Genomic DNA, 22,640 nt, shown 5'->3' on the forward strand with positions numbered 1-22,640 from the left:
AAGGGTTAGGGAGGGGTTATTGCGATGATGGTAGAAGTTATTCTGATTTTAATTGTTCTATATGCATTAAAATAAATTCGAGGACACCATCAATATTGCTCATGACATCCTGGTTTGTGAAGCGCAATACTGACATACCAAGATTGTGCATATATTCATTTCGAATAGCATCGTAGTTTTCAGCTTCCGGATTAAAGTGACTATCACCATCGAGTTCAATGACTAATTTATATTCAGCATTATAAAAATCACAAACATACCGACCAATACCATATTGGCGTCGAAATTTAACATTGAGTTGATTTCGTCGAAGTTTATTCCACAATACACGTTCTGTTGTTGGCACTTCAGATCTAAGCTTTTGCCTGAGTGTTTTGTGTTTTGATTTATTATAAATAAGTGTCATTAGAATTTAGACTTATATCGGTAAATACGATAAACCATAGAAGTCGTAAATGGTAAAAGATAATGAACAGTAAATAATTTCGATGGAGTTCAAAATTAGCGCTTTTGCTTTTATTGTCTCTAGAGCGAAGCGCTCTAGTTAGCGCAGCGTATATTTAACAACAAAAAAAACCGCAGATGCTTTCACATCCACGGTTTTAAATTGTTCACAGAACCAAGTTTTTTCTCGCTCCTAGAGCGAAGCGTCCTAGTCCCTAAAACTTATAATTAAGCTTTTGCTTCAGCTGCTGCTTTAGCGATAGCTGCAAAGCTTTTCGCGTCAAGAGCTGCGCCGCCAACTAGAGCACCATCGATGTCTGGTTGAGCGAAGTAAGCTGCAGCGTTTTCAGGCTTAACAGAACCGCCGTATTGGATAACAACGTTCTTAGCAACTTCTTCAGATTTCTCAGCAATGTGAGCACGGATTTGAGCATGGATGCGTTGTGCATCGTCAGCTGTAGCCGCTTTACCTGTACCGATAGCCCAGATTGGTTCGTAAGCGATGATAGCGCCTTCAAGAGCGTCAACACCTTGAGTGTTGATAACTGCGTCAAGTTGACGTGCACAAACCGCTACAGTTTCGCCAGCTTCGTTTTGTGCTTCAGATTCACCGATACAAAGAACAGGAGTTAGACCGTTCTCTTTTAGGAATGCAAATTTCTTAGCAACAAACTCGTCTGATTCGTTGTGGTATTCACGACGCTCAGAGTGACCGATGATGATGTGAGTAGCGCCGAATTCTTTAAGCATAGCTGGAGACATGTCGCCAGTGAATGCACCGCTGTTGTTTAGGTCAGAGTTTTGAGCACCTAGGATGATTGCGCTGCCTGCTTCAGTAAGCGTACGCTCAGCAAGGTCAACAAAAAGTGCTGGTGGAGCAACTGCAACGTCTACGCCTGTAACGCCTTCAAGTTCAGCGTTAAGACCGTTTAGTAGATCAACAACCATTTCTTTGCTGCCGTTTAGTTTCCAGTTACCCATAACTACAGGATGACGCATAGGATTATCTCCAATTCAAATTAATGTAAAAAACTTGCGTAAAAATATAACAGATTTTACGACAGATTTAGTGTCTAAAATCATTTTTATGCATAATTTTAATGCTTTTATTTCGAAGTGCGAAAGATTATTAACTGAATGGGAGATATTTATGACTGTTCTTAAGTGTGATTCGTTAGGCACTTTTCTATTGAGAGGATTGTAACTTATTCTCTTTGCGCTAATGATGGAAAAGTAATCACTTAATCAGCCGTATAAAAGGAAGTCACGATGCCGCATTTAGTTATGGAATATTCAAATTCAGCCGAAGAACGCTTAAATATGCAAGGTTTGCTAGAAGATTTACATCAAGTAGCGATTGATTCGGGATTATTCTCAACTAAGGATGTGAAATCAAGAGCGGTTCGAGTGCACTCTTGGTTGGTGGGAGATAAAGGGAATAGTGTTGATTTTATTCATCTCACTTTGGAATTATTATCAGGTCGTACTGCAGAGAAAAAAAGAGAGTTAAGTCGTGCTTTGATGGATGTATTGGCAGATCAAGCCAGTCACATTGATAGTTTAACTATCAATGTGAGAGATATGGAGCAAGAGAGCTTTCAAAAAGTAGGGTAGAAAATAAGATTAACTCTCTTAATGTTTAGGATTATTTGATGGGCGATTGTTGGAATTTGGAAATTGAATAACATCTGCTGCTTGATGCTCATTAATGGGTTTGTTTAATGAATTGGCAAAGCGAACAAATTGTTTTCCTAACTCATGCCCTAGTAATATGTTGATGTGATTAGGGTTGTTACCTCGTTCAATGATTCTATCAATGTGATTTTGTTGGGCTAGCAATGGTCCTTGATGATCTTTTGGTACGCTCTCGATGAATTCCATACTCAGTTTATGGCGTAACTCTTCAAGTTGTTTGGGGTCTTTTTCTGCTAATGCTTTGAGTTCGTCAAATGAAGGTAAGACTGTTTGATGATATGAATGCGGCATTGGCTGACTCCTTGTCTTTTGAACAATATATTTAGCTTAGTTGGCGTTTTTAGATTTTGAGAAAGTGGAATAAGGGATATTGAAGGGGCGTCTCTATTTTGAGAAGGAAGGGCAGGGTTTAGATCGCTTCGTTTAAAGGGTTCAGAGGTGATCGCTTTTGGCTTTTAGCTCTTCCCCCTTACTAAGGGGGAGGCTGGGAGGGAGGCAAGAACTAACAGCGTATCAATCAAGTTAACTATGAACTCATTCCAGCTTTATCGCAGTAATCCCTCCCCTTGTTAAGGGCAGGGGACTGTGTATTTGTTGCTGTAATCATAATGACAATTTTTGAATTTACCCTTAATAGAATCGAAGCGGTCTAGCTAGTGCGTGTATAGCATCTAGTCTCACAACGATCACCCCTGAACCCTGCAAGGGAGCCTGCGACCGATCTGAAACCTGAACTCTCTAAAACAAAAAAACCGCAGGTGCTTTCACACCCACGGTTTCAAATCAGGCAAAGAATTTAGCTCTTCCTCGCTCCTCGAGCGAAGCGTACTCGCCTCTCGTCCCTACTCTTAAAGAATAAAATCTCTAACTTCTTTATCTTTGCGCTCTAGGTAGTGAATCGACTTAATACGGCGAATTGTACGGCAACGACCACGGATAAGTAGAGTTTCAGTTGTCGCGATATTACCTTGGCGAGTAATGCCTTCTAGCAAATCACCTTTCGTGATACCAGTTGCTGCGAAAACAACATCATCGCTGCGTGCCATGTCAGTCATTTTTAAGATAACGTTCGCTTTCACGCCCATTTCTTCACAACGCTTTAATTCTTCTTCACCATGAATACGGTTTTCTTCTGTATCACCTTTTACTTCATGACGAGGAAGAAGGCGAGCTTGCATGTCACCATCTAAAGCTCGAATAACCGCAGCAGAAACGACACCTTCAGGTGCGCCACCGATACAGTACATTACGTCAACTTCGCTATCTGGCATACAAGTTAGAATTGAAGCTGCAACATCACCATCTGGCACAGCAAAAACACGAACGCCCATCTTTTGCATTTTAGCTATCGTTTCGTCATGGCGAGGTTTAGCAAGTGTGGTTACTACGAGTGTATCCAGTGTTTTACCTAATGCTTTTGCAATGTTCTCTAAATTTTCTTCTAGAGAAAGCGCTAAGTCGATTGCGCCTTTAGCACCAGGACCAACAACCAATTTTTCCATATACATGTCAGGTGCTTTTAAGAAGCTTCCTTTCTCACCTGCTGCTAATACAGCAAGAGCATTTGATTGGCCCATTGCAGTCATGCGAGTACCTTCAATTGGGTCAACTGCGATATCAACCGCGTCGCCACCAGTACCTACATTCTCACCAATGTATAGCATAGGTGCATCATCGATCTCACCTTCACCAATAACAATCTCACCACTGATATCAGTTTTGTTAAGAAGTGTACGCATTACTTCAACAGCAGCACCATCAGCAGCGTTTTTATCGCCACGGCCAAGCCATTTGTAACCTGCCAGTGCGGCACCTTCAGTAACTCGAGAAAAAGCCATTGCTAAATCGCGTTTCATATTTACTCCGAATAAATCGATGAATTTAAAAATCGCGAGGATTTTATCACAACAAAAAGGGAAACGTTTGCTTTTTGGTTGGCTAATCTTATATTTTAAAAATTATTAGGCTGGTTTATAGAGGGGACCTTATGCTTTAATTCAAATAATGCATTGAAACATCTAGTTTTAGTATGCGGTTCGTTTTAATCTTAAGAAAGTAAGTCAGATGTTGGTAAAAATTGCTGTTTTTTTGTTCATATGATGCATTTTAATGAATAACACTATGGCAGAATTACAATTGCTGAGTAGAATAGAAAATAAGTCGGCAGAGAAAGATAAACTCTCTGCATCTCAATGAAGATTACAGTTAAGGTGGCAGGAATGTCTTTAGAAATATTAGAACAACTAGAAGCTAAAGTTCAGATGGCAGTAGATACAATCGCACTGCTACAAATGGAAGTTGAAGAATTAAAAGAAGCGAACGCTGAGCTAACTCAAAATCTTGAGCAAGCAAACAACGGTCGTTCTGAAGTTGAGCAAGAAGCTCAAAAAGCACGTGATGATCAAGCTCAATTTGAAGCTCGCATCCGTGGTTTACTAGGTAAGATGGAAGAAGTAGAGTAATTCTATTTTTTGAGTCGTAACTCTTCCATCTTCTGTGTTGTCGGTGCTCACTTATTATCATAAGCTCCGCGTCTCCGCCTTGAACTAATGGAATCTATTTAGCCAAAATTTAAAATTGGTTAACGAGTAAATTTGAAACCGTAGGTGTGAAAGCACCTGCGGTTTTTTTTTGATGAAGAAAGATCAGTGCGTTTTGGTTTTTTAGCTCCTCCCCCTTAGTAAGGGGGAGGTTGGGAGGGGGTCAAGAACTAACAGCGTATAAATCAAGTTAACTATGGACTCAATTCAACCTTTATCGTATTACCCCTCCCTAACCCCCCCCTTATAAAGGGGAGGGGACTGTATATTTGTCGTTATAACTACAACGATCACCTCTGAATTCTGCCAGCGAAGCGATCTGAACTCTAGCTCTACTCTTCCTCACCCATCTCTTCTAATGGTTCTTGAGAAATAATGATCCCAGTTGAATCTGCATACAGGTGATCTTCAGGTAAGAAGGTTACGCTACCAAAGTTAACGGCTACATCAATTTCACCAATGTTTTTCTTTGCTGCACCAACAGGAATAGAGGCGAGTGCTTGGATACCGATATTAATTTCTTCTAGATAATCGACTTCACGAATACAGCCATAAATCACTAAACCTTCCCAACCATTATGAGCGGCTTTAGAGGCTAAATCGGCGTCAACAAGAGCGCGACGTAATGAACCGCCACCATCCACTAATAATACTCGGCCTTCGCCTTTTTCATCCAGTAATCGGCTGATTAACCCATTGTCTTCAAAACACTTAATCGTTGTGATTTGTCCAGAAAAAGAGCTTTTAGCACCATAATGGCTGAACATTGGTTCAACAACATCAACGAGATCTAAATAAATGTCACAAAGTGCAGAAGTATTGTATTCCATGATGATGCCTACCTTTTTTGGTGTTAGTTCTCTCTAGAGCTTCTTAATATACGGGCTTAATAAGTCATTACTATGATAAATAACAAGCTTATATGGATAAATAAAGACCGATTGAAAACAAAATATTAGTGAACAACGCACATTGGACTACTGTTCCCATCATTGGGCGAATGTCTTCGCCGCTCGGTGCGCGAATAACAGATACCACATGATTAACAACGAATGGGGTAATCACTAAAAATAACCATCCCGTTAATGAGTGGATCTGAGTTGCACTGAAAATGGCAAGACAGATAAAACTGAGTGCCATAATGATTGCGTGATATTTACGACCCCAAGCCGCACCCATACGGACAACGAGTGTCATTTTTCCACACGCTTCATCATTTTCAATGTCTCGTAAATTATTAATGTTTAAGACAGCAACAGCTAATAAACCACAAGCAATCGCGGGTAAAAATAACGCTGAAGATAAATGACCTGTATGTAGGTAATAAGTACCAGCAACACCAAGTAAGCCAAAGAAGATAAATACTGAAATGTCACCTAACCCACGGTAGCCATAAGGTTTGTCTCCCATGGTATAAGCAATGGCTGCAGCAATTGCCAATAAGCCAAGAGCAATAAAACCAATAATATCCATGGTTTGGTGAAGAGAAATGAATACTAATGTTAAGCCACTAATAATTGTAAGCACAATATTAATGCCAATGGCTTTCTTCATTGTCGCTTGCGTGACTAAGCCTGATTGCATTGCTCGTTGTGGACCAAGACGGTCATCATTATCGGTGCCTTTTACTGCGTCACCATAATCATTAGCAAGGTTAGATAAAATTTGTAATAAGGTTGCAGTAACAAATGCCATGAGGGTGATGGTTGCAGAAGCATGGTTATTCCAATATGCCAATGCCGAGCCTGTCATAATTGATGCAAGCGCAAGGGGAAGTGTTTTAGGTCGAGCAGCACTGAGCCAAATAGTAAAAGGAGAAGTTTTCATAGCATCGCAAAAATAGTGAATAGACTCTCTATTATTCACTATTTTTGGAAGAACCCCAAATTTGTAAGCAAAAGAGGAAAAGGATTACCCTATTTTTCCCGTTTCAATCAGTTGCTGAAGTAGTGGACGAATGATTAATTCCATCGCAAAACTCATCTTTCCACCGGGAACAACAAGCGTATTGTGACGAGACATAAACGATCCATCAATCATGGCAAGCAGGTAAGGGAAGTCAACATTACGTATGCCGCGGAAGCGGATCACCACAAAGCTTTCATCTAAGCTTGGAATACCTTTGGCATTAAGTGGGTTTGAAGTATCAACCGTAGGTACGCGCTGAAAGTTTATATGAGTACGAGAAAATTGCGGTGTGATGTAGTTGAGATAATCATCCATTGAGCGAACAATGGAGTCCATTACCGCTTCTCGAGAATGACCGCGATCTCGAGTATCTCGAACGAATTTTTGGATCCATTCAAGGTTTACAATTGGTACCATGCCAATCAATAAATCAACGTGCTGAGAAACATCAATCTCACCGTCCATGACTCCACCATGTAATCCTTCATAAAAAAGAACATCAGTATTATCTGGAAGGTCTTGCCATGGAGTAAATGTGCCAGGCATTTGATTGAATGGAACGGCTTCATCAAAGGTATGTAAATAGCGACGATATTGTCCAGTTCCATCAATACCATATTGGTGGAAGAATTGTTCAAGTGCGGGGAAATCATTGGCTTGAGGGCCAAAATAGCTGATATGCTTGCCTTGCTCTTTTGCTTTACGAATTTCGACATCCATTTCAGGACGAGTGAATCGATGGAAGCTATCGCCTTCAAGCCATGATGCTTTGATGTCCATCATATTGAACATCTTACGGAAGGCTTCAGAAGTGGTGGTGGTGCCTGCACCGGAGGAACCAGTAACAGCTATAATTGGATGCTTTGCGGACATGACAAACCCTGTCTATATTTCCTGATAGCGAAGATGTTATAACAGGGTTGATTTAAATGATACGTTATCGTTTAAAATTTGTGATTGATTGAAAATGATTATTCAAACTCATGATTGGTGAGGTTAGGGTTAAAGCGGGCTTTGGTTTGAATATCTACGGTTTCGTGTAGTTCAGAGAAAACGACCATCGCTTCACCATTTTTTAATAACAGGGTTATTTGCTCGATCTTATCTTGATGGCTGCATTCCATTTCACCGTAATCGGTGCCTTCACGAAGAACAAATTCTGAAATCAAATTTTCTAAAGTTTCTGGTGCGATATCTTGCCAAGGAATGATCATACTTCTTACTCATCCATTTTATTAATTACTAAGGCTAGAGAATTTTTTGAAACCAGTGGTTTACGCTATTTTCTAACCAAAATGTTGGTTTGCTGAACGAGCCATTAATAAAGCCAACATGGCCGCCATGTTCTGTTAGTTGATAGTGTACACAGTTAGGCAGAGCTTGAGTAGGTATCACTGCTTTTGTCATGAAAGGATCGTCTTTTGCGTGAATGATCCGTGTTGGTATATCGATATGCTCTAAAAACTGTAAACCACTGCATTGCTGATAATAGTCTTGTGCATTTTCGTAACCGTGCATAGGAGCTGTGAGTAAATTATCAAACTGCAATAGGTCAGGAATTGCAGCTATCATGGCTTTATCTAAGCCTATAATTGCTTGTCTACTTCCGTTTATTTTTCTGATACTACTGGCTTTTAATGAGCGCAATAAATAGGTTTGATAAACACGAGAAAAACCGTGTTGAATGCGTTCTGAGCAGGCGGCTAAGTCTAGTGGTGCAGAAATCACGGTGGCTGCATTCAATAATGTTTTGGCGCTGTATTTAGCAAGATAATTTACCAACATATTGCCGCCAAGAGATATCCCTGTGGCGACTTTTATTCGGTTTGGAAAACGTTTATCTAGCATTTGAATAAAGAAGCGAGCGTCTTCCGTTTCTCCTGAGTGATAAGCTCTAGCTAAACGGTTAGGTACGTCACTACATCCTCTAAAATGCATCATTACGCCAAGCCAACCTTGTTCTTTAGCGGCGGCTAATAATCCATTCGCGTATGGACTCTCAAAGCTGCCTTCTAACCCATGAAATAAAATGAAGATGGGTTTATCTCCGGCTTTATTTGGGTTTTCACTCCACGCTAAATCGACAAAATCACCATCAGGTAACTCTAAACGTTGCCAATATGCATTAAACAAAGGATTTCTACGCAGTAAACGTGGCAATAAAGTTTGGATGTGTGCGTTGGATAATCCTGAGGCAGGAGTAAATGAGTCCATCATGAATTATGCTCCTTTTTTGGCTTGTAGAGAAAGGTATAATGATTCGGCATTAAGTGAGCAACAATAAATGTGTAGTAAGCTGTTCTGCTGGTTTGCTTGCTTCAACTCAATACGTAGAACTGTTTCAATAAGATCAGTTTGTTGCTGTTTTTCTAGGTGTAATTCAAATTGTAGAGCTTGCTGATAAAGTTCAATAACACCCGTTTGTTTAATTTTTTTTCTTAATGCTCGATAAGAGGTAAGTAAGGCATCTGTTGTATTGAGTGAGCTTTCAAGAAGTGTAATGTGTAATGGTGGAAATTGAATATTGAGAGAATCAAGCCAGATCAAAAGTAGGGCAAGATTTACATTGCCTTTATGCTTATCTTGTAAGGCGAGAGCGGCGGATTGTACGCCTTGTTTTTTATAATGAGATAATGAGAAGGTCCAAAAGGCTTCGCAAGTAAGCAAAGCCTTTTGTTGTTTATTGATAGGGAGGTTACAGTTGAGAGGCATTCTCTTTTTCTTCAATTTGTTCTTGAAGATCCATCCATTCCATCTCTACTTCTTCAAGCTCTGACTTTGCTGATGCTTGAATGGCCAACACTTCGGTTAAACGTTTTTTGTTTTCAGCTTCATATAAAGACACATCACCCAGCTCTTCTTCAGATTGGCTTAGCGCCTCATTTAGCTTATCCATTTTCTTTTCAAGCTTAGTTACTTCTTTACGAAGTGGCGCTATCTGTTTTCTGAACTCTGCTTCTTTACGTTTCTGCTCTTTTTTGTCTGCGGCACTTAAGCTTGTTGAAGTGCTTGGGCTGTCTTGCTTATCTTGTTGAAGCTGCTCTTTACGTTCTGATTTATTTTGTTCGGTAAGCCATTTGTAGTAATCCGTTAAATCACCATCAAAAGGCATAACTTGGCGATCATGAACTAAGTACAGATCATCAGTAGTCGCTCGCAGTAGGTATCTATCGTGACTGACGATAACCATTGCACCTTCGAAAGTCTGCAAAGCCATGGTTAAGGCTTGGCGCATATCCAAATCAAGGTGGTTGGTCGGTTCATCGAGTAGCAACATGTTGGGTTTTTGCCATACAACAAGTGCTAATACTAAACGTGCTTTTTCGCCACCAGAGAAAGGCCCAATTTTATCGAGCGCTTTTTCACCTTGAAAACCAAAGCTGCCTAAGTAATCACGCAGTTGTTGCTCTGTATGATTTGGGGCAATCTGCATTAGGTGCTGTAGTGGTGTCTCTTCTACGTGTAGAGTTTCTAATTGATGCTGTGCAAAGTAGCCAATTTTTACACCTTGAGAATAGCTAAATACGCCACTTTGTGGAGCTAACTCTCCAGAGAGTAATTTAATTAGTGTTGATTTACCGGCACCATTTCGACCCAGTAGACCAATACGACTGCCTGGAACAAGGTTCAAACGAATTTGTTCTAGAATAGTATTGTTTTCGTAACCAGCACTCACTTCGTCCATCATTAAAATTGGGTTTGGTAGCGCATCGGGTTCTCTAAAGTTAAAGCTGAATGGGTTATCTAACTGTGCTGGTAGCACTTTTTCCATCTTCTCTAACGCTTTAATACGGCTTTGCGCTTGGCGCGCTTTTGATGCTTTATAACGGAAGCGGTCTATGTATGACTGCATGTGTGACATGTTCTTTTGTTGCTTCTGATATTTCGCTTGTTGCAGTATCAGTTTCTCAGCACGTTGCACTTCAAATGACGAGTAGTTACCTGTGTATTCGTTTAATTGTTGGTTCTCAACATGAATAATACGGTTAATAACAGGATCAAGAAAATCACGGTCATGAGAAATTAGCATTAAGGTGCCAGGGTAGTTTTGTAGCCAACGCTCTAGCCACATTACCGCATCTAAATCTAAGTGGTTGGTTGGTTCATCGAGTAGCAACAAATCGGAGCGACAAATCAGGGCTTGAGCTAAGTTTAAACGCATACGCCAACCACCAGAGAACTGAGTTAAGTTCCAGTCCATTTGTTGTTGGGAGAAACCTAAACCGTTCAGTAATTCAGCTGCACGTGAGTTAATCGTATAACCACCAGCAATGTCTATTTTACTGTGAAGCTCAGCAACTAATGTGCCGTTATCTGCTTCTTCAGCTTTGAGTAACTGTTCCTCTAAACCACGAAATTCCCGATCACCATCGATAACATAATCAATCGCTTTGCGTTCTAACGCGGGAGTTTCTTGCGCTACCCATGCCATTTCCCAGTTTTGAGGAACACGATTTGAACCTGCATCAACGCTTAGTTCGCCTTTAATTAGGGCAAAAAGAGTGGATTTACCACAGCCATTTTTTCCGACTAAACCGACTTTGTCACCGGGATGAATGGTGGCAGAGGCTTGTTCTAATAATGGCTTACCGCCACGAAGTAATTGAATGTCTGAAAACGTAATCATGCTGTGGTGTGCTTCTCTTGTTGGCAAAATGGTGAATACGGTAAGCATAGTAGGCGTAAGAGCGAAGATTGTCGATATAGAAATAGTCTGTATGATGGAGTAGAAGTCCCATTTAAAATAATAAAAAGTGAAGTCTAGAAAGGAATTTATGACTCAGTTGCCTAGAATATTAGTGATCCTCGCTCATCCCGATCCTGAACACTCGGTTGCCAATAAGGCGATCTTATCTGCGTATCAAGATTTATCACATGTCACTGTGCATGATCTTTATGCTCATTATCCTGAATTTTTTATTGATGTTATTTACGAGCATGAATTACTTGCTCAGCATGACATTATTATATTTCAACACCCACTTTATCTTTATTCGTGTCCAGCGCTGTTAAAAGAGTGGATGGATTGCGTACTTGGAAAGGGATTTGCCTATGGTGAGGGGAATGCTCTAAAAGGTAAGCAATGGCGCAGTGTCATTACCGCGGGCGGGATTGAAGAGGCGTTTTCTGCGACAGGCTATAATCAACATTCCATGGATGAGATCCTTGTGCCATTTAAGATCACCGCAGCATTATGTCAAATGGAATGGCTGACACCATCAATTCAATATTGGGCTCGAAAGATCACAGTAGAAAAACGTCAGCAGTTTATTGATGATTATAAGTTGTGGCTATCAAACCCTAGAGGAGAAAGCTAATGGCGGGAGATTGGTTACATACCAGTTCAATATTTTTAGCTGCTGCGGTTGTTACTGTTCCTTTGGCGCAACGGTTTGGTTTAGGCGCAGTGCTTGGTTACTTATTGGCAGGGATTGCAATTGGCCCGTGGGGATTGAAGTTGATCTCTGATGTGGATGCGATTTTACACTTTTCAGAGTTTGGTGTGGTGCTACTGCTGTTTCTCATAGGGTTAGAATTGAACCCCAATAAGTTATGGAAGATGAGAAAACCGATTGTTGGATTGGGTGGTAGTCAAGTGGTGGTGACCTCCTGCGTCATCACTGCTGCAATGATGCTTTATGGCTTAGAATGGCAAGTAAGTGTCGTGATTGGAATGGGGCTTGCCTTGTCATCAACCGCGATTGCTTTGCGAGTGATTGAAGAGCGTAAACTATCGGCTTATGAAAGTGGTCAGTCTGGTTTTGCTGTGTTGTTATTTCAAGATATCGCGGTGATCCCAATGCTTGCGATATTGCCAGTGCTTGCTGGTGGTGCGAGTGGTAATTGGCTAGACGGTTTATGGATTTTGGTTGGTGTGATAGGTATTTTCACTCTTGGTCATTTTTTATTACGACCGTTATTTAGTTATGTTGTGAAGAGTGGGGCCCGTGAGTTGTTTACGGTAGCGGCTCTGCTTTTGGTTATTGGTATTTCTGCTGCGATGAAACAGTTGGGATTATCAATGGCGCTTGGGGCATTTCTTGCTGGTGTTTTACTTGCTGAGAGTGAATTTCGTCATGAGCTAGAAGTGGCGATTGAACCCTTTAAAGGTTTATTGCTTGGATTATTTTTTATTGCCGTAGGGATGTCGGTTAACTTAGGCCTGTTACTGCAGTACCCACTTGAAATATTAGGGGCTGTTGCCTTATTAGTGACCTCAAAAGGTTTTTTACTCTATGGCTTGGCGCGTTTGTTTGGAACCAGAGCAAAAGCACGTAGTCAGATGGCAATGATATTAAGTCAAGGTGGTGAGTTTGCATTTGTATTGTTTACTGCAGCGCAAATGGAAGGCCTGTTAAGTCGAGAGTTGACCGCCTTCTTATTGGTAGTGGTCAGTTTATCTATGATGACGACTCCTTTACTTCTTATTGCTCAAGATTGGTGGTTTGGTAGAACCTTAAACGGCGAAGAAGAAATGCCACAATCTGATTTTACTCATGCAACTCAGCCACAAGTTATCATTGCGGGCTTTGGTCGTTTTGGACAAATTGTCGGGCGTTTACTGTTTGCTAATAAAATTAAGCTAACGATTCTAGAGGGCGATCCAAGTCAAATTCGTTTGTTGAGAAAGTTCGGGTATAAAGTGTATTACGGTGATGCAACCCAAGTTGAGTTATTGCGAGCAGCAGGAGCTGAGAAAGCAGAGGCGATCGTGGTTTGTAAGACTGACCCTCAAAAAGTGATGGATGTTGTTGCCTTATGCAAACAGCACTTCCCACATTTAAAAATTCTAGCAAGGGCCAGAAGCAGAGTTGAAGCGTATGAGTTACTAAATGAAGGGGTAGATCACTTTTCACGAGAAACTTTTTATGGTGCCCTTGATTTAGGCCGACAAACCCTCACATCTTTGGGTATGCATCCTTATCAGGCCAAACGCGCAGAATCGCATTTTAAAAAGTTAGATGTTGCTATGCTAAAAGAATTGTTACCATTGCATTCAGATGACAAGGTTCTGGCTTCTAAGGCGAAAGCGGCTCGAATAGAGTTAGAAGAGATTTTTGGTTTAGAGATGGAAAGCGAACGATCAAATCAGAACGATTGGGATTAAGACCAATATTGACTAAGATTGGTACTATTAGCACAAGGATAATAACCGTGAAAAAACGATTTATTGCAGGTGCGGTTTGCCCATCATGTAGCACGACGGATACGCTACGTTGGTGGGAAGAAAGTAATATTGAACATGTCGAGTGTGTGGAGTGTGGTCATACAGACCGTAAAACACCCAAATCGATAGAAAAAACCAAACATGCGCAAGATGATGTTATTGGCGTTTTTAAGCCTGAATAGTATTATGTCGCAACACTGAATACCATCCACTAATGCCAAGTGCATCCGGAGTTAAAATGAAAATTGAAAAGAACGTTGTTGTAAGTCTTGCTTACCAAGTAAAAACTGAAGAAGGCGTAGTTGTTGATCAATCAACAGTTGAGGCTCCTCTTGATTACCTACATGGTCACAACAACCTAATCGTTGGTCTTGAAAAAGCACTTGAAGGTAAAGTTGCAGGCGATAAATTCAGCATCACTGTTACTCCTGAAGAAGCATACGGCGAGCACATGGATGAGATGGTTCAACGTGTTCCTGCAAACGTATTCCAAGGTGTTGAGCAAATCGAAGTTGGCATGCGTTTCCTTGCTGATACAGATCAAGGTCCAATCCCTGTAGAAGTGACTGAAGTTGATGGCGACGAAGTTGTTGTTGATGGCAACCATATGCTTGCTGGTCAAACACTAGGTTTTGAAGTTGAAGTTGTAGCACTACGTGAAGCAACTGAAGAAGAAGCTGCACACGGTCATATCCACCAAGAAGGCGGCTGTGGTCACGATCACGGACACGACCATGATCACGAAGGTGGTTGTTGTGGTGGTGAAGGTCATTCTCACGATTACAAAGAAGATCACGAATGTTGTGGTAGCGGTAACTGTTCTAAGTAATCTTTTAAGAGCAGGGTTCAGATCGCTACGCTTAAAGGATTCAGGGGTGTATGCGGTGAGGTTTCTATTATTAACTAGAAGCTATACGCTGCGCTGACTAGAGTCTATAAGATCAAATGCAGAGCTGAATGTTGTATTTAGAATTAGAAAGACCACAGGTGTTGAGCCTGTGGTCTTTTTTTTGCTAGGAACTATATGTAGCGCTAACTAGATACTATAAAAGCGAGTATGGTAGGTGTTTTGAGTCGCTTTTGATTTTCCTGAAACCTGAAACCTTCGTTTTTTGCTTTTTGCTTTTATAGGAGCGAAGCGGTCTAGTTAGCCAAGCCTCTAGTAATGCGGTGGTGGTGTCTCTTCTGACGTATCCGCCATATTCGATGAATCCATGGTTTTCATCTTACCAACCATAAACTTCATTTGAACTTGCATATTAGTGATCAGTAATTGTTGTTGAGATAACGCATCGTTTAACTCTTCGACCGTTTGCTCTTGGAACGCCATTTGGCACTCTAAATCACTGATTTTATCTTCTAATTTTTTAATATCTGTCGTCATTATTCTATCAACCAAGCTTGAGCGATTCCGGCTGAGGTAGCGGAAATGACTCGTTGTTTTTTATCAATGGCGACATCATACACTACCGCTGTTGGTGGGCGTGCATCTTTTAATGGCTCGGCGCGCCATTGTTCTTGTTTCTTACCTGAGAGAGTATCCCATAACATGATGCTGCCAGCGGGTGAGCCTGTGATTAGATACTTTCCATCATCGCTAAAACGAGCACTAGAAAAAACTTGTTGGCGAGCAAAGGTACTGAGTTCTGTAATTTTATCCCCAGTTTTTAAATCCCAAATAAAGGCTTCATTACCACCATCAGCTGTGAGTGCGTATTTTCCGTCTCGTTGTAGAGCGATTCGACTAACGCGTTTTTCATGCTCGAATGTACGTAGAATTTGACCTGTTTGAGTATCCCAAAAATATGCAAAGTGATCGTTACCACCTGAGAGAGCAAATTTTCCATTAGCTGATAAAGCCACTGAATTTACTTTTTCTCGATGGGCAAGAAATTCAAGCCTACGTCCTGTGGCTAAATCAATATAAATGGCTTTGCCGTTAGATAAACCAAGCAAAACTTGTTGACCATTACTTGCAATATCAACATCGCGAATGATGCCATCAGAGATAGACCATAAACCTTCGGAGATCCCCATCCCTAAATCCCAAACTGCAAAATTAGTTTGAGTTGCTGTAATGGCAAAGCGAGAGTTGTCAGAGATAGTCATATGGGAAACGGTAGAATCGTGTTGATCTTGAGCTCCGAAATAGGTCAATTCTTTATTATCGACAAGATCCCAAAAATGCAATCCACTTTTTATTTCACTGTTCGTATTAGCAGCATTTGATCCTTCTTTGACAAAGAAAAGCCCAAAGCGAGCATCACGACTTAACGCGAAACTGGTAGTGCCTTGTGTTGCCATTTCCCATCGTTGAACGTCAGAGTTATTAAAGAAACAGCCCACTAATGTCAACGTAATGAAAAAAATTGCAGTGTATTGAGAGATAACGCGCATCAAATTGAACTACTCGTTTGTAATGTGTCTATAAGTACTAGTATATTGTGATGAACAGTATTTCACATCTTTATCTAAAAATTGAATAAGAAATTGAGGCAGGACCTCAAATAACCGGAGTTTTGAAATGAAATCTATCTTTAAAGTGTCGTTACTTGCTGCAACTGTTGCATTCGTTGTTGGTTGTCAAAAAGAAGAAGCACCAAAAACAGAAGCAACAACATTACCTGCAAAAATTGAAGCATCAGCAGAAGGTACAACGGCATCAACGTTCGCATCTGAAGATGAAAAAGCAGGTTATGCAATTGGTGCATCATTAGCTAAATACTTAAACTCTAACCTAGAGAAGCAAACAGAACTTGGCTTAGACCTTAAGAAAGCTGATGTACTTGCAGGTGTTACTGATGTATTCAACGGCAAAGAACGTCTAACTGATGAAGAAATTCAAGGTGCTCTACAAGCGCTAGATCAACGCGTTGCTGAAATTGCACAAAAGAAAGCAGCGGCTGAATCTGAAGCAAACATCAAAGCTGGTGCAGATTACCGTGCAGAGTTTGAAAAACAAGACGGCGTAATGAAGACTGAATCAGGTCTTTTATACCAAGTAATTACTCCTGCTGAAGGCCCTAAACCAAAAGCAACAGATACTGTAGTTGTACATTACTCAGGTACACTAATCGACGGTACTAAGTTTGATAGCTCTTACGATCGTAACCAACCAGCAACTTTCCCTCTAAATGCAGTAATTCCAGGTTGGACTGAAGGTGTTCAACTAATGAATGTTGGCTCTAAATACAAGTTTGTTATCCCAGCAGAACTAGGTTACGGCGCTCAAGGTAATCAATCTATCCCTGCAAATTCTACATTGGTATTTGATGTTGAGTTGCTAGAGATTAAAGACGCAGCAAAACCAACAAAATAATCTTTACGGAGATTAAATAATCTAAACTTTGTTTTAGATCACTGAATTAACCCCGGCACTGGCTGGGGTTTTTTATTTTCATGCAAATATTCTGATAAACTTGATGGAATTATTTTAAGCAACAGGCTTTTTTTGCTCGTTGGATAAATGGATATTAAGTTGGTGTATATGAATATTGAGAATATCGCAGAAGAAAGTTTATCTGAGGTAGTACCATTTACTGAGTTTGATCATCATATTCTACGCTCGTATGAAGCTGTTGTTGATGGTATTGCTAGTTTAATTGGTAGCTATTGTGAAATTGTTCTGCACTCATTAGAAGATATCAATAAATCAGCGATTAGAATTGCTAATGGTGAGAATACTGGTCGTAAAGTTGGCTCTCCTATTACCGATTTAGCTTTGCAAATGTTGAAAGATATTCAGCGTTCAAAGCGTAATTTTTCACGTTCATATTTCACTCGCGCTAAAGGCGGGGTGTTAATGAAATCGATCACCGTAGCTATTCGCAATGGTGATGAAAGAATTATTGGTTTGTTATGTATTAATATCAATTTAGATGCACCGTTTTCCCAAGTTTTACATTCTTTTATGCCAAGTGAAGAAGCAAATGAAGCGGCTTCAAGTGTAAACTTTGCCAGTGATGTTGATGAATTAGTTGATCAAACTGTTAAACGCACCATTGATGAAATTAATGCAGATAAAGAAGTCGGTAATAATGCTAAGAATAAACAGATTGTAATGGATTTATACGATAAAGGTATTTTTGACATTAAAGATGCAATTAACCGTGTCGCTGATCAGTTGAATATCTCTAAACATACGGTGTATCTCTATATTCGCCAGAGAAAAACAGAGGATGGTGAAAAGTGAGTTTATGCTATGGGGTGGTTGTTAATGGTCCTGCTTATGGAACTCAAGCATCTAGGCAAGCTTTTCAGTTTGCACAATCGCTTATTAAGCAAGGTCACCAGTTAGAAAAAGTCTTTTTTTATCAGGATGGAGTATTGAATGCTTCATCATTGATTTTACCTGCTAATGATGAATTTGATATAACGAAAGCATGGCAAGCATTGGCACAAGAACACAATGTAGAATTAGATACTTGTGTTGCGGCTGCATTACGTCGTGGCGTCATCGGTCAAGAAGAAGCTGAACAACATAAGATAGAACAGCATAACCTAGCACAAGGCTTTCAACAGGCTGGTTTAGGTGGTCTAGCTACGGCATTGCTGAAGTTTGATCGTGTGATTCAATTTTAATTTTTGAGTATTAGTATAATAGGCAAGTCATGAATCGTATTGGATTTGTATTTCAAAGTTCACCGCACTCAACGACGAAGGGCAGGGAAGGGCTAGATGCTATTCTTGCGGCTTCTGCATACAGTGAAGATATTCAAATTTTCTTTATTGGGGATGGGGTATTCCAATTATTAGAAAATCAGCAACCAGAACTTGTATTGTCACGTGATTATGTTGCGGGATTTAAAATGTTGTCGTTATGCGATCTTGAAGAGCTATATGTATGCCAAACCGCATTACATAATCGTGGCTTGAAAGAAAAAAATTTATTGATTGATGTTGATGTTATAACAAATCAAGAGATTAATGAGAAATTATCACAATGTGCTCAAGTAATGGTGTTTTAGGTTATGCTGCATATTTTAACGAAAAAAGAGAACATTCAAGCGCTTTGTTGTAATGAGTTGCCAATAAATACCACACATGACGTGCTTTTATTAACGCAGGAGAGTATTTATGCGGGAATGTTGGATCATAAAGATCATTCATTGATCCTTTCGTTTAAGCAATGCTATTTATTGCAAGAAGATGTAGAAGCTAGGGGCGTTAAATCATTAATTGATGATAAAATTCAACTGGTTAGTTATGACTTCTTTGTATCGTTAACCCAAGATCACTCACCTGTAGTGACTTGGTAATCATGTGTTATGTTCGAGAAACATAAATTATTTTTAAATTGTTTATTAATAGTGCTGTATATTTCTTGACACATATCACGTTCAGCCTTAGAATTTCGCGTCCCTATTTCCATAGGGATATAGATTTTTCAAAAGTTTTCGAACCTCTAATCAGGAGCTATTTTAATGGCAACTATTAACCAGTTGGTACGCAAGCCACGTGCAAAGCAAGTTGTTAAAAGCAACGTGCCTGCGCTAGAAGCGTGTCCACAAAAACGTGGTGTATGTACTCGCGTATATACTACTACTCCAAAAAAACCGAACTCAGCTTTACGTAAAGTATGTCGTGTTCGTTTAACTAACGGCTTTGAAGTTACTTCATACATCGGCGGCGAAGGTCACAACCTTCAGGAGCACTCAGTTGTTCTTATCCGTGGTGGTCGTGTTAAAGATTTACCAGGTGTGCGTTACCACACTGTTCGTGGTGCACTTGACTGTGCAGGCGTAAACGATCGTAAGAAAGGTCGTTCTAAGTACGGTGTGAAACGTCCTAAGTCTTAATGGAATCCGTTAAGTAAGGCCAAACACTAAATATTTGTAATTTGAAGAAACTGAAAAGTTTTGGATAACCTGAAGACAACAACGGAGAAATTCCATGCCACGTCGTCGCGTAATAGGCCAACGTAAGATCCTTCCAGATCCTAAGTTCAAATCTGAGCTGTTGGCAAAATTTGTAAACATCGTAATGGTTGACGGTAAGAAATCAACTGCTGAAAAAATCGTTTACGGTGCACTAGAATTAATGGCTGAGAAATCTGGTAAAGATCACTTAGCTGTATTCGAAGAAGCTCTTGAAAATGTTCGTCCATCGGTGGAAGTTAAATCTCGCCGTGTGGGTGGTTCAACTTACCAAGTTCCTGTAGAAGTACGTCCGGTTCGCCGTAACGCACTTGCTATGCGTTGGATGGTTGAAGCTGCGCGTAAGCGTGGTGAAAAATCTATGGCTCAACGTCTTGCTAACGAAATGTTAGACGCGTCTGAGAACAAAGGTACTGCGGTTAAGAAACGTGAAGACGTTCACCGTATGGCTGATGCTAACAAAGCATTCGCTCATTACCGCTGGTAATACCGAAGGTGCAGCAGTCCTTGCTGCACCTTACTTCTTTCTTTCCCATTTAGTAAAACACTTAGCCATTATCGCTATTTCAATGCATTTGCGTTGGGAAATAGCAATAATCCCTAAGATAAGAGGATACAACCGTGGCTCGAAATACACCTATTGAGCGCTACCGTAATATCGGTATCTGTGCTCACGTAGATGCAGGTAAAACTACTACTACTGAGCGTATTCTATTCTATACTGGCCTTTCTCATAAAATCGGCGAAGTTCACGATGGTGCAGCTACCATGGATTGGATGGAGCAAGAGCAAGAGCGTGGTATCACTATTACCTCTGCGGCAACTACGACTTTCTGGCGTGGTATGGATGCCCAATTTGACGATCACCGTATTAATATCATCGATACCCCTGGACACGTTGACTTCACTATCGAAGTAGAGCGTTCTTTACGTGTACTTGATGGTGCGGTTGTTGTGTTCTGTGGCTCATCGGGTGTAGAACCTCAATCTGAAACAGTATGGCGTCAAGCGAATAAATACGGAGTTCCTCGTATTGTATTCGTAAATAAGATGGACCGTGCTGGAGCAGATTTCTTACGTGTTGTAGGGCAAATTAAAAATCGTCTTGGTGCTAACCCTGTTCCAATCCAATTAAACATTGGTGCAGAAGAAGATTTTAGAGGTGTTGTTGACCTTATCAAGATGAAAACAATCAACTGGAATGAAGCCGATCAAGGCATGACCTTCACTTATGAAGATATTCCAGCTGATATGCAAGAGCTTGCTGATGAATGGCGTCAAAACCTAGTTGAAGAAGCAGCTGAAGCCTCTGAAGAACTGATGGACAAATACCTTGAAGGTGAAGAACTGTCAGAAGAAGAGATTAAAGGTGCATTACGTACTCGTACATTGAATAACGAGATCGTATTAGCAACTTGTGGTTCGGCATTCAAAAATAAAGGCGTTCAAGCAGTTCTTGATGCTGTTATTGAATTCTTACCTGCGCCAGTTGATGTTCCTGCAATTAAGGGCATTGATGAAAATGAAAATGAAGTTGAGCGTCATGCTGACGACAACGAACCATTTGCAGCGTTAGCATTCAAAATTGCAACCGACCCATTTGTAGGTACGTTGACTTTCATGCGTGTTTACTCTGGTGTTGTTAATACTGGTGACGGTGTTTACAACTCAGTAAAACAAAAGCGCGAACGTTTTGGCCGTATTGTTCAGCTTCATGCAAACAAGCGTGAAGAAGTGAAAGAGATACGTGCTGGTGATATCGCAGCGGCGATTGGTCTAAAAGACGTAACTACGGGTGATACACTGTGTGATCAAAACGCAAAAGTAATTCTTGAGCGTATGGAATTTCCTGAACCGGTTATTCAGATTGCAGTTGAACCAAGAACACTCGCTGACCAAGAAAAAATGGGTATTGCACTAGGTAAACTAGCGGCAGAAGATCCATCTTTCCGTGTAGAAACGGATAAAGAATCAGGACAAACACTGATTTCTGGCATGGGTGAGCTACACTTAGATATTATCGTTGACCGTATGAAGCGTGAATTCAGCGTTGAATGTAACGTTGGTAAGCCTCAAGTAGCGTACCGTGAAACTATTCGCGGAAGTGCGGAAGTGGAAGGTAAGTTCGTACGTCAATCTGGTGGTCGCGGTCAATACGGTCACGTATGGCTAAAAATCGAACCATCACAACCAGATGAAGGTTTCGTTTTTGTTGACGAAATCGTAGGTGGTGCTGTTCCTCGTGAATACATCAGCTCTGTAGCAAAAGGTATCGAAGAGCAAATGAATAACGGCGTGTTAGCAGGCTATCCTGTACTCGACGTTAAAGCTACGCTGTTTGATGGCTCATACCACGATGTTGACTCCAATGAAATGGCGTTCAGGATCGCTGGTTCAATGGCATTCAAGAAAGGTGCGCTTGAAGCACAACCTGTTATTCTTGAGCCAATGATGAAAGTTGAAGTAACCACTCCAGAAGACTGGATGGGTGATGTTGTTGGTGATTTAAACCGTCGCCGCGGCATGATTGAAGGTATGGACGATGGCATTGCTGGATTAAAAACAATCCGTGCTCAAGTTCCACTTTCTGAAATGTTTGGTTATGCAACATCTCTACGTTCTGCGACTCAAGGTCGAGCATCTTATTCTATGGAATTCTCCGAATATGGCGAAGTTTCGAAGAATGTTGCCGACAGAATCATCGCTGAACGCGGATAAAATACTCAATACCCTTGCGTCAAGAGCAATTGACGCATAAAATAGCAAATTCTGGCGCGCCTTATCACTGTTCGGTAAGGCGAATCATAACTAGGAAGGAACACGATCGTGTCTAAAGAAAAATTTGAACGTACGAAACCGCACGTAAACGTTGGTACTATCGGCCACGTTGACCACGGTAAAACAACTCTAACTGCTGCTATCTGTACTACACTTGCAAAAGTGTACGGTGGTGTTGCTAAAGATTTCGCATCAATCGATAACGCTCCTGAAGAGCGCGAGCGTGGTATC

Annotated in this window: 28 protein-coding genes; 15 read left to right on the forward strand and 13 right to left on the reverse strand. The window is 40.7% G+C overall.

The window, feature by feature from the left end; all coding sequences use genetic code 11:
- Nucleotides 1-37 precede the first annotated feature (37 nt).
- Nucleotides 38-406 (reverse strand): endonuclease domain-containing protein, encoded by a 369-nt coding sequence (locus BTO22_RS18625; protein WP_105056788.1) that lies wholly within the window; start codon nt 404-406, stop codon nt 38-40.
- A gap of 266 nt (nt 407-672) precedes the next feature.
- Entirely contained in the window at nt 673-1,443 is a 771-nt protein-coding gene (tpiA, locus tag BTO22_RS18630) for a triose-phosphate isomerase (protein WP_105056789.1), read from the reverse strand.
- Between the two features lie 270 nt (nt 1,444-1,713).
- Between tpiA and BTO22_RS18635 the strand changes: the two genes are divergently transcribed.
- Complete coding sequence (locus BTO22_RS18635; protein WP_105056790.1) at nt 1,714-2,058, forward strand: 5-carboxymethyl-2-hydroxymuconate Delta-isomerase; 345 nt, start codon at nt 1,714-1,716, stop codon at nt 2,056-2,058.
- Between the two features lie 18 nt (nt 2,059-2,076).
- Here the strand turns inward: BTO22_RS18635 and BTO22_RS18640 are convergent, their stop codons facing one another.
- Nucleotides 2,077-2,430, reverse strand: a complete 354-nt coding sequence (locus BTO22_RS18640) for a DUF3135 domain-containing protein (protein WP_105056791.1) — start codon at nt 2,428-2,430, stop codon at nt 2,077-2,079.
- Between the two features lie 557 nt (nt 2,431-2,987).
- Nucleotides 2,988-3,995: a class II fructose-bisphosphatase gene (glpX, locus tag BTO22_RS18645; RefSeq protein WP_105056792.1), complete on the reverse strand. Its 1,008-nt coding sequence runs from the start codon at nt 3,993-3,995 to the stop codon at nt 2,988-2,990.
- Nucleotides 3,996-4,358: 363 nt separating this feature from the next.
- On the opposite strand from glpX, the gene zapB reads away from it, so the two are divergent.
- The gene (gene zapB, locus BTO22_RS18650) at nt 4,359-4,601 is read left to right on the forward strand and encodes a cell division protein ZapB (protein WP_105056793.1); all 243 of its coding nucleotides are present in this window, start codon (nt 4,359-4,361) and stop codon (nt 4,599-4,601) included.
- 410 nt (nt 4,602-5,011) lie between these two features.
- On the opposite strand, the gene rraA is transcribed toward zapB, so the two are convergent.
- From rraA to BTO22_RS18685, 7 genes are all read right to left on the reverse strand, one after another.
- Entirely contained in the window at nt 5,012-5,509 is a 498-nt protein-coding gene (rraA, locus tag BTO22_RS18655; protein WP_105056794.1) for a ribonuclease E activity regulator RraA, read from the reverse strand.
- Nucleotides 5,510-5,597: 88 nt separating this feature from the next.
- A complete protein-coding gene (locus tag BTO22_RS18660) occupies nt 5,598-6,506 on the reverse strand; it encodes a 1,4-dihydroxy-2-naphthoate polyprenyltransferase (RefSeq protein WP_105056795.1) in 909 nt (302 codons plus the stop codon).
- An 84-nt stretch (nt 6,507-6,590) separates the two neighbouring features.
- A complete protein-coding gene (locus tag BTO22_RS18665; protein WP_105056796.1) occupies nt 6,591-7,460 on the reverse strand; it encodes a phosphoribulokinase in 870 nt (289 codons plus the stop codon).
- A gap of 98 nt (nt 7,461-7,558) precedes the next feature.
- On the reverse strand, nt 7,559-7,801 hold the full coding sequence (locus BTO22_RS18670) for a YheU family protein (protein ID WP_105056797.1): 243 nt from the start codon (nt 7,799-7,801) through the stop codon (nt 7,559-7,561).
- Between the two features lie 34 nt (nt 7,802-7,835).
- Entirely contained in the window at nt 7,836-8,804 is a 969-nt protein-coding gene (locus BTO22_RS18675; protein ID WP_105056798.1) for a hydrolase, read from the reverse strand.
- Nucleotides 8,805-8,807: 3 nt separating this feature from the next.
- The gene (locus BTO22_RS18680; RefSeq protein WP_105056799.1) at nt 8,808-9,299 is read right to left on the reverse strand and encodes a TIGR02444 family protein; all 492 of its coding nucleotides are present in this window, start codon (nt 9,297-9,299) and stop codon (nt 8,808-8,810) included.
- The gene (locus BTO22_RS18685) at nt 9,283-11,214 is read right to left on the reverse strand and encodes an ABC transporter ATP-binding protein (RefSeq protein ID WP_105056800.1); all 1,932 of its coding nucleotides are present in this window, start codon (nt 11,212-11,214) and stop codon (nt 9,283-9,285) included. Before BTO22_RS18685 ends, BTO22_RS18680 begins: the two co-directional genes overlap by 17 nt.
- A gap of 148 nt (nt 11,215-11,362) precedes the next feature.
- On the opposite strand from BTO22_RS18685, the gene kefG reads away from it, so the two are divergent.
- Genes kefG through slyD form a run of 4 tightly spaced genes read left to right on the forward strand, consistent with a single transcriptional unit; the run spans nt 11,363 to nt 14,584 of the window.
- Entirely contained in the window at nt 11,363-11,905 is a 543-nt protein-coding gene (kefG, locus tag BTO22_RS18690; RefSeq protein WP_105056801.1) for a glutathione-regulated potassium-efflux system ancillary protein KefG, read from the forward strand.
- Entirely contained in the window at nt 11,905-13,695 is a 1,791-nt protein-coding gene (gene kefB, locus BTO22_RS18695; RefSeq protein WP_105056802.1) for a glutathione-regulated potassium-efflux system protein KefB, read from the forward strand. The genes kefG and kefB overlap by 1 nt, the downstream gene beginning before the upstream one ends.
- A 41-nt stretch (nt 13,696-13,736) precedes the next feature.
- On the forward strand, nt 13,737-13,937 hold the full coding sequence (locus BTO22_RS18700; RefSeq protein WP_174213438.1) for a YheV family putative zinc ribbon protein: 201 nt from the start codon (nt 13,737-13,739) through the stop codon (nt 13,935-13,937).
- A gap of 56 nt (nt 13,938-13,993) precedes the next feature.
- Complete coding sequence (slyD, locus tag BTO22_RS18705) at nt 13,994-14,584, forward strand: peptidylprolyl isomerase (RefSeq protein ID WP_105056803.1); 591 nt, start codon at nt 13,994-13,996, stop codon at nt 14,582-14,584.
- 330 nt (nt 14,585-14,914) lie between these two features.
- Here slyD and BTO22_RS18710 read toward each other — a convergent pair whose 3' ends face one another.
- Nucleotides 14,915-15,139: a SlyX family protein gene (locus BTO22_RS18710; RefSeq protein ID WP_105056804.1), complete on the reverse strand. Its 225-nt coding sequence runs from the start codon at nt 15,137-15,139 to the stop codon at nt 14,915-14,917.
- On the reverse strand, nt 15,139-16,152 hold the full coding sequence (locus BTO22_RS18715; RefSeq protein ID WP_105056805.1) for a WD40 repeat domain-containing protein: 1,014 nt from the start codon (nt 16,150-16,152) through the stop codon (nt 15,139-15,141). Before BTO22_RS18715 ends, BTO22_RS18710 begins: the two co-directional genes overlap by 1 nt.
- Before the next feature lie 127 nt (nt 16,153-16,279).
- On the opposite strand from BTO22_RS18715, the gene fkpA reads away from it, so the two are divergent.
- From fkpA to BTO22_RS18765, 9 genes are all read left to right on the forward strand, one after another.
- Entirely contained in the window at nt 16,280-17,074 is a 795-nt protein-coding gene (fkpA, locus tag BTO22_RS18720; protein WP_105056806.1) for an FKBP-type peptidyl-prolyl cis-trans isomerase, read from the forward strand.
- 168 nt (nt 17,075-17,242) lie between these two features.
- Nucleotides 17,243-17,947, forward strand: a complete 705-nt coding sequence (locus tag BTO22_RS18725; RefSeq protein ID WP_060993508.1) for a helix-turn-helix transcriptional regulator — start codon at nt 17,243-17,245, stop codon at nt 17,945-17,947.
- Nucleotides 17,944-18,336, forward strand: a complete 393-nt coding sequence (gene tusD, locus BTO22_RS18730; protein WP_105056807.1) for a sulfurtransferase complex subunit TusD — start codon at nt 17,944-17,946, stop codon at nt 18,334-18,336. The genes BTO22_RS18725 and tusD overlap by 4 nt, the downstream gene beginning before the upstream one ends.
- Before the next feature lie 29 nt (nt 18,337-18,365).
- Nucleotides 18,366-18,722 (forward strand): sulfurtransferase complex subunit TusC, encoded by a 357-nt coding sequence (gene tusC, locus BTO22_RS18735; protein ID WP_105056808.1) that lies wholly within the window; start codon nt 18,366-18,368, stop codon nt 18,720-18,722.
- Between the two features lie 3 nt (nt 18,723-18,725).
- Complete coding sequence (gene tusB, locus BTO22_RS18740; RefSeq protein WP_105056809.1) at nt 18,726-19,013, forward strand: sulfurtransferase complex subunit TusB; 288 nt, start codon at nt 18,726-18,728, stop codon at nt 19,011-19,013.
- Nucleotides 19,014-19,178: 165 nt separating this feature from the next.
- Nucleotides 19,179-19,553 carry a 30S ribosomal protein S12 gene (gene rpsL / locus BTO22_RS18745; RefSeq protein WP_005417208.1) on the forward strand — a complete coding sequence of 125 codons (375 nt, stop codon included), beginning with the start codon at nt 19,179-19,181 and terminating at the stop codon, nt 19,551-19,553.
- Between the two features lie 94 nt (nt 19,554-19,647).
- Nucleotides 19,648-20,118, forward strand: coding sequence for a 30S ribosomal protein S7 (rpsG, locus tag BTO22_RS18750; RefSeq protein WP_060993284.1), 471 nt, complete (start codon nt 19,648-19,650; stop codon nt 20,116-20,118).
- Between the two features lie 134 nt (nt 20,119-20,252).
- On the forward strand, nt 20,253-22,349 hold the full coding sequence (fusA, locus tag BTO22_RS18760) for an elongation factor G (RefSeq protein ID WP_105056811.1): 2,097 nt from the start codon (nt 20,253-20,255) through the stop codon (nt 22,347-22,349).
- 108 nt (nt 22,350-22,457) lie between these two features.
- The coding region (locus BTO22_RS18765) for a GTP-binding protein (protein WP_258132398.1) at nt 22,458-22,640 on the forward strand (183 nt) is incomplete at its 3' end.

It is taken from the genome of Aliivibrio sifiae (assembly GCF_002954705.1).
GTDB classification, from domain to species: Bacteria; Pseudomonadota; Gammaproteobacteria; order Enterobacterales; family Vibrionaceae; genus Aliivibrio; species Aliivibrio sifiae_A.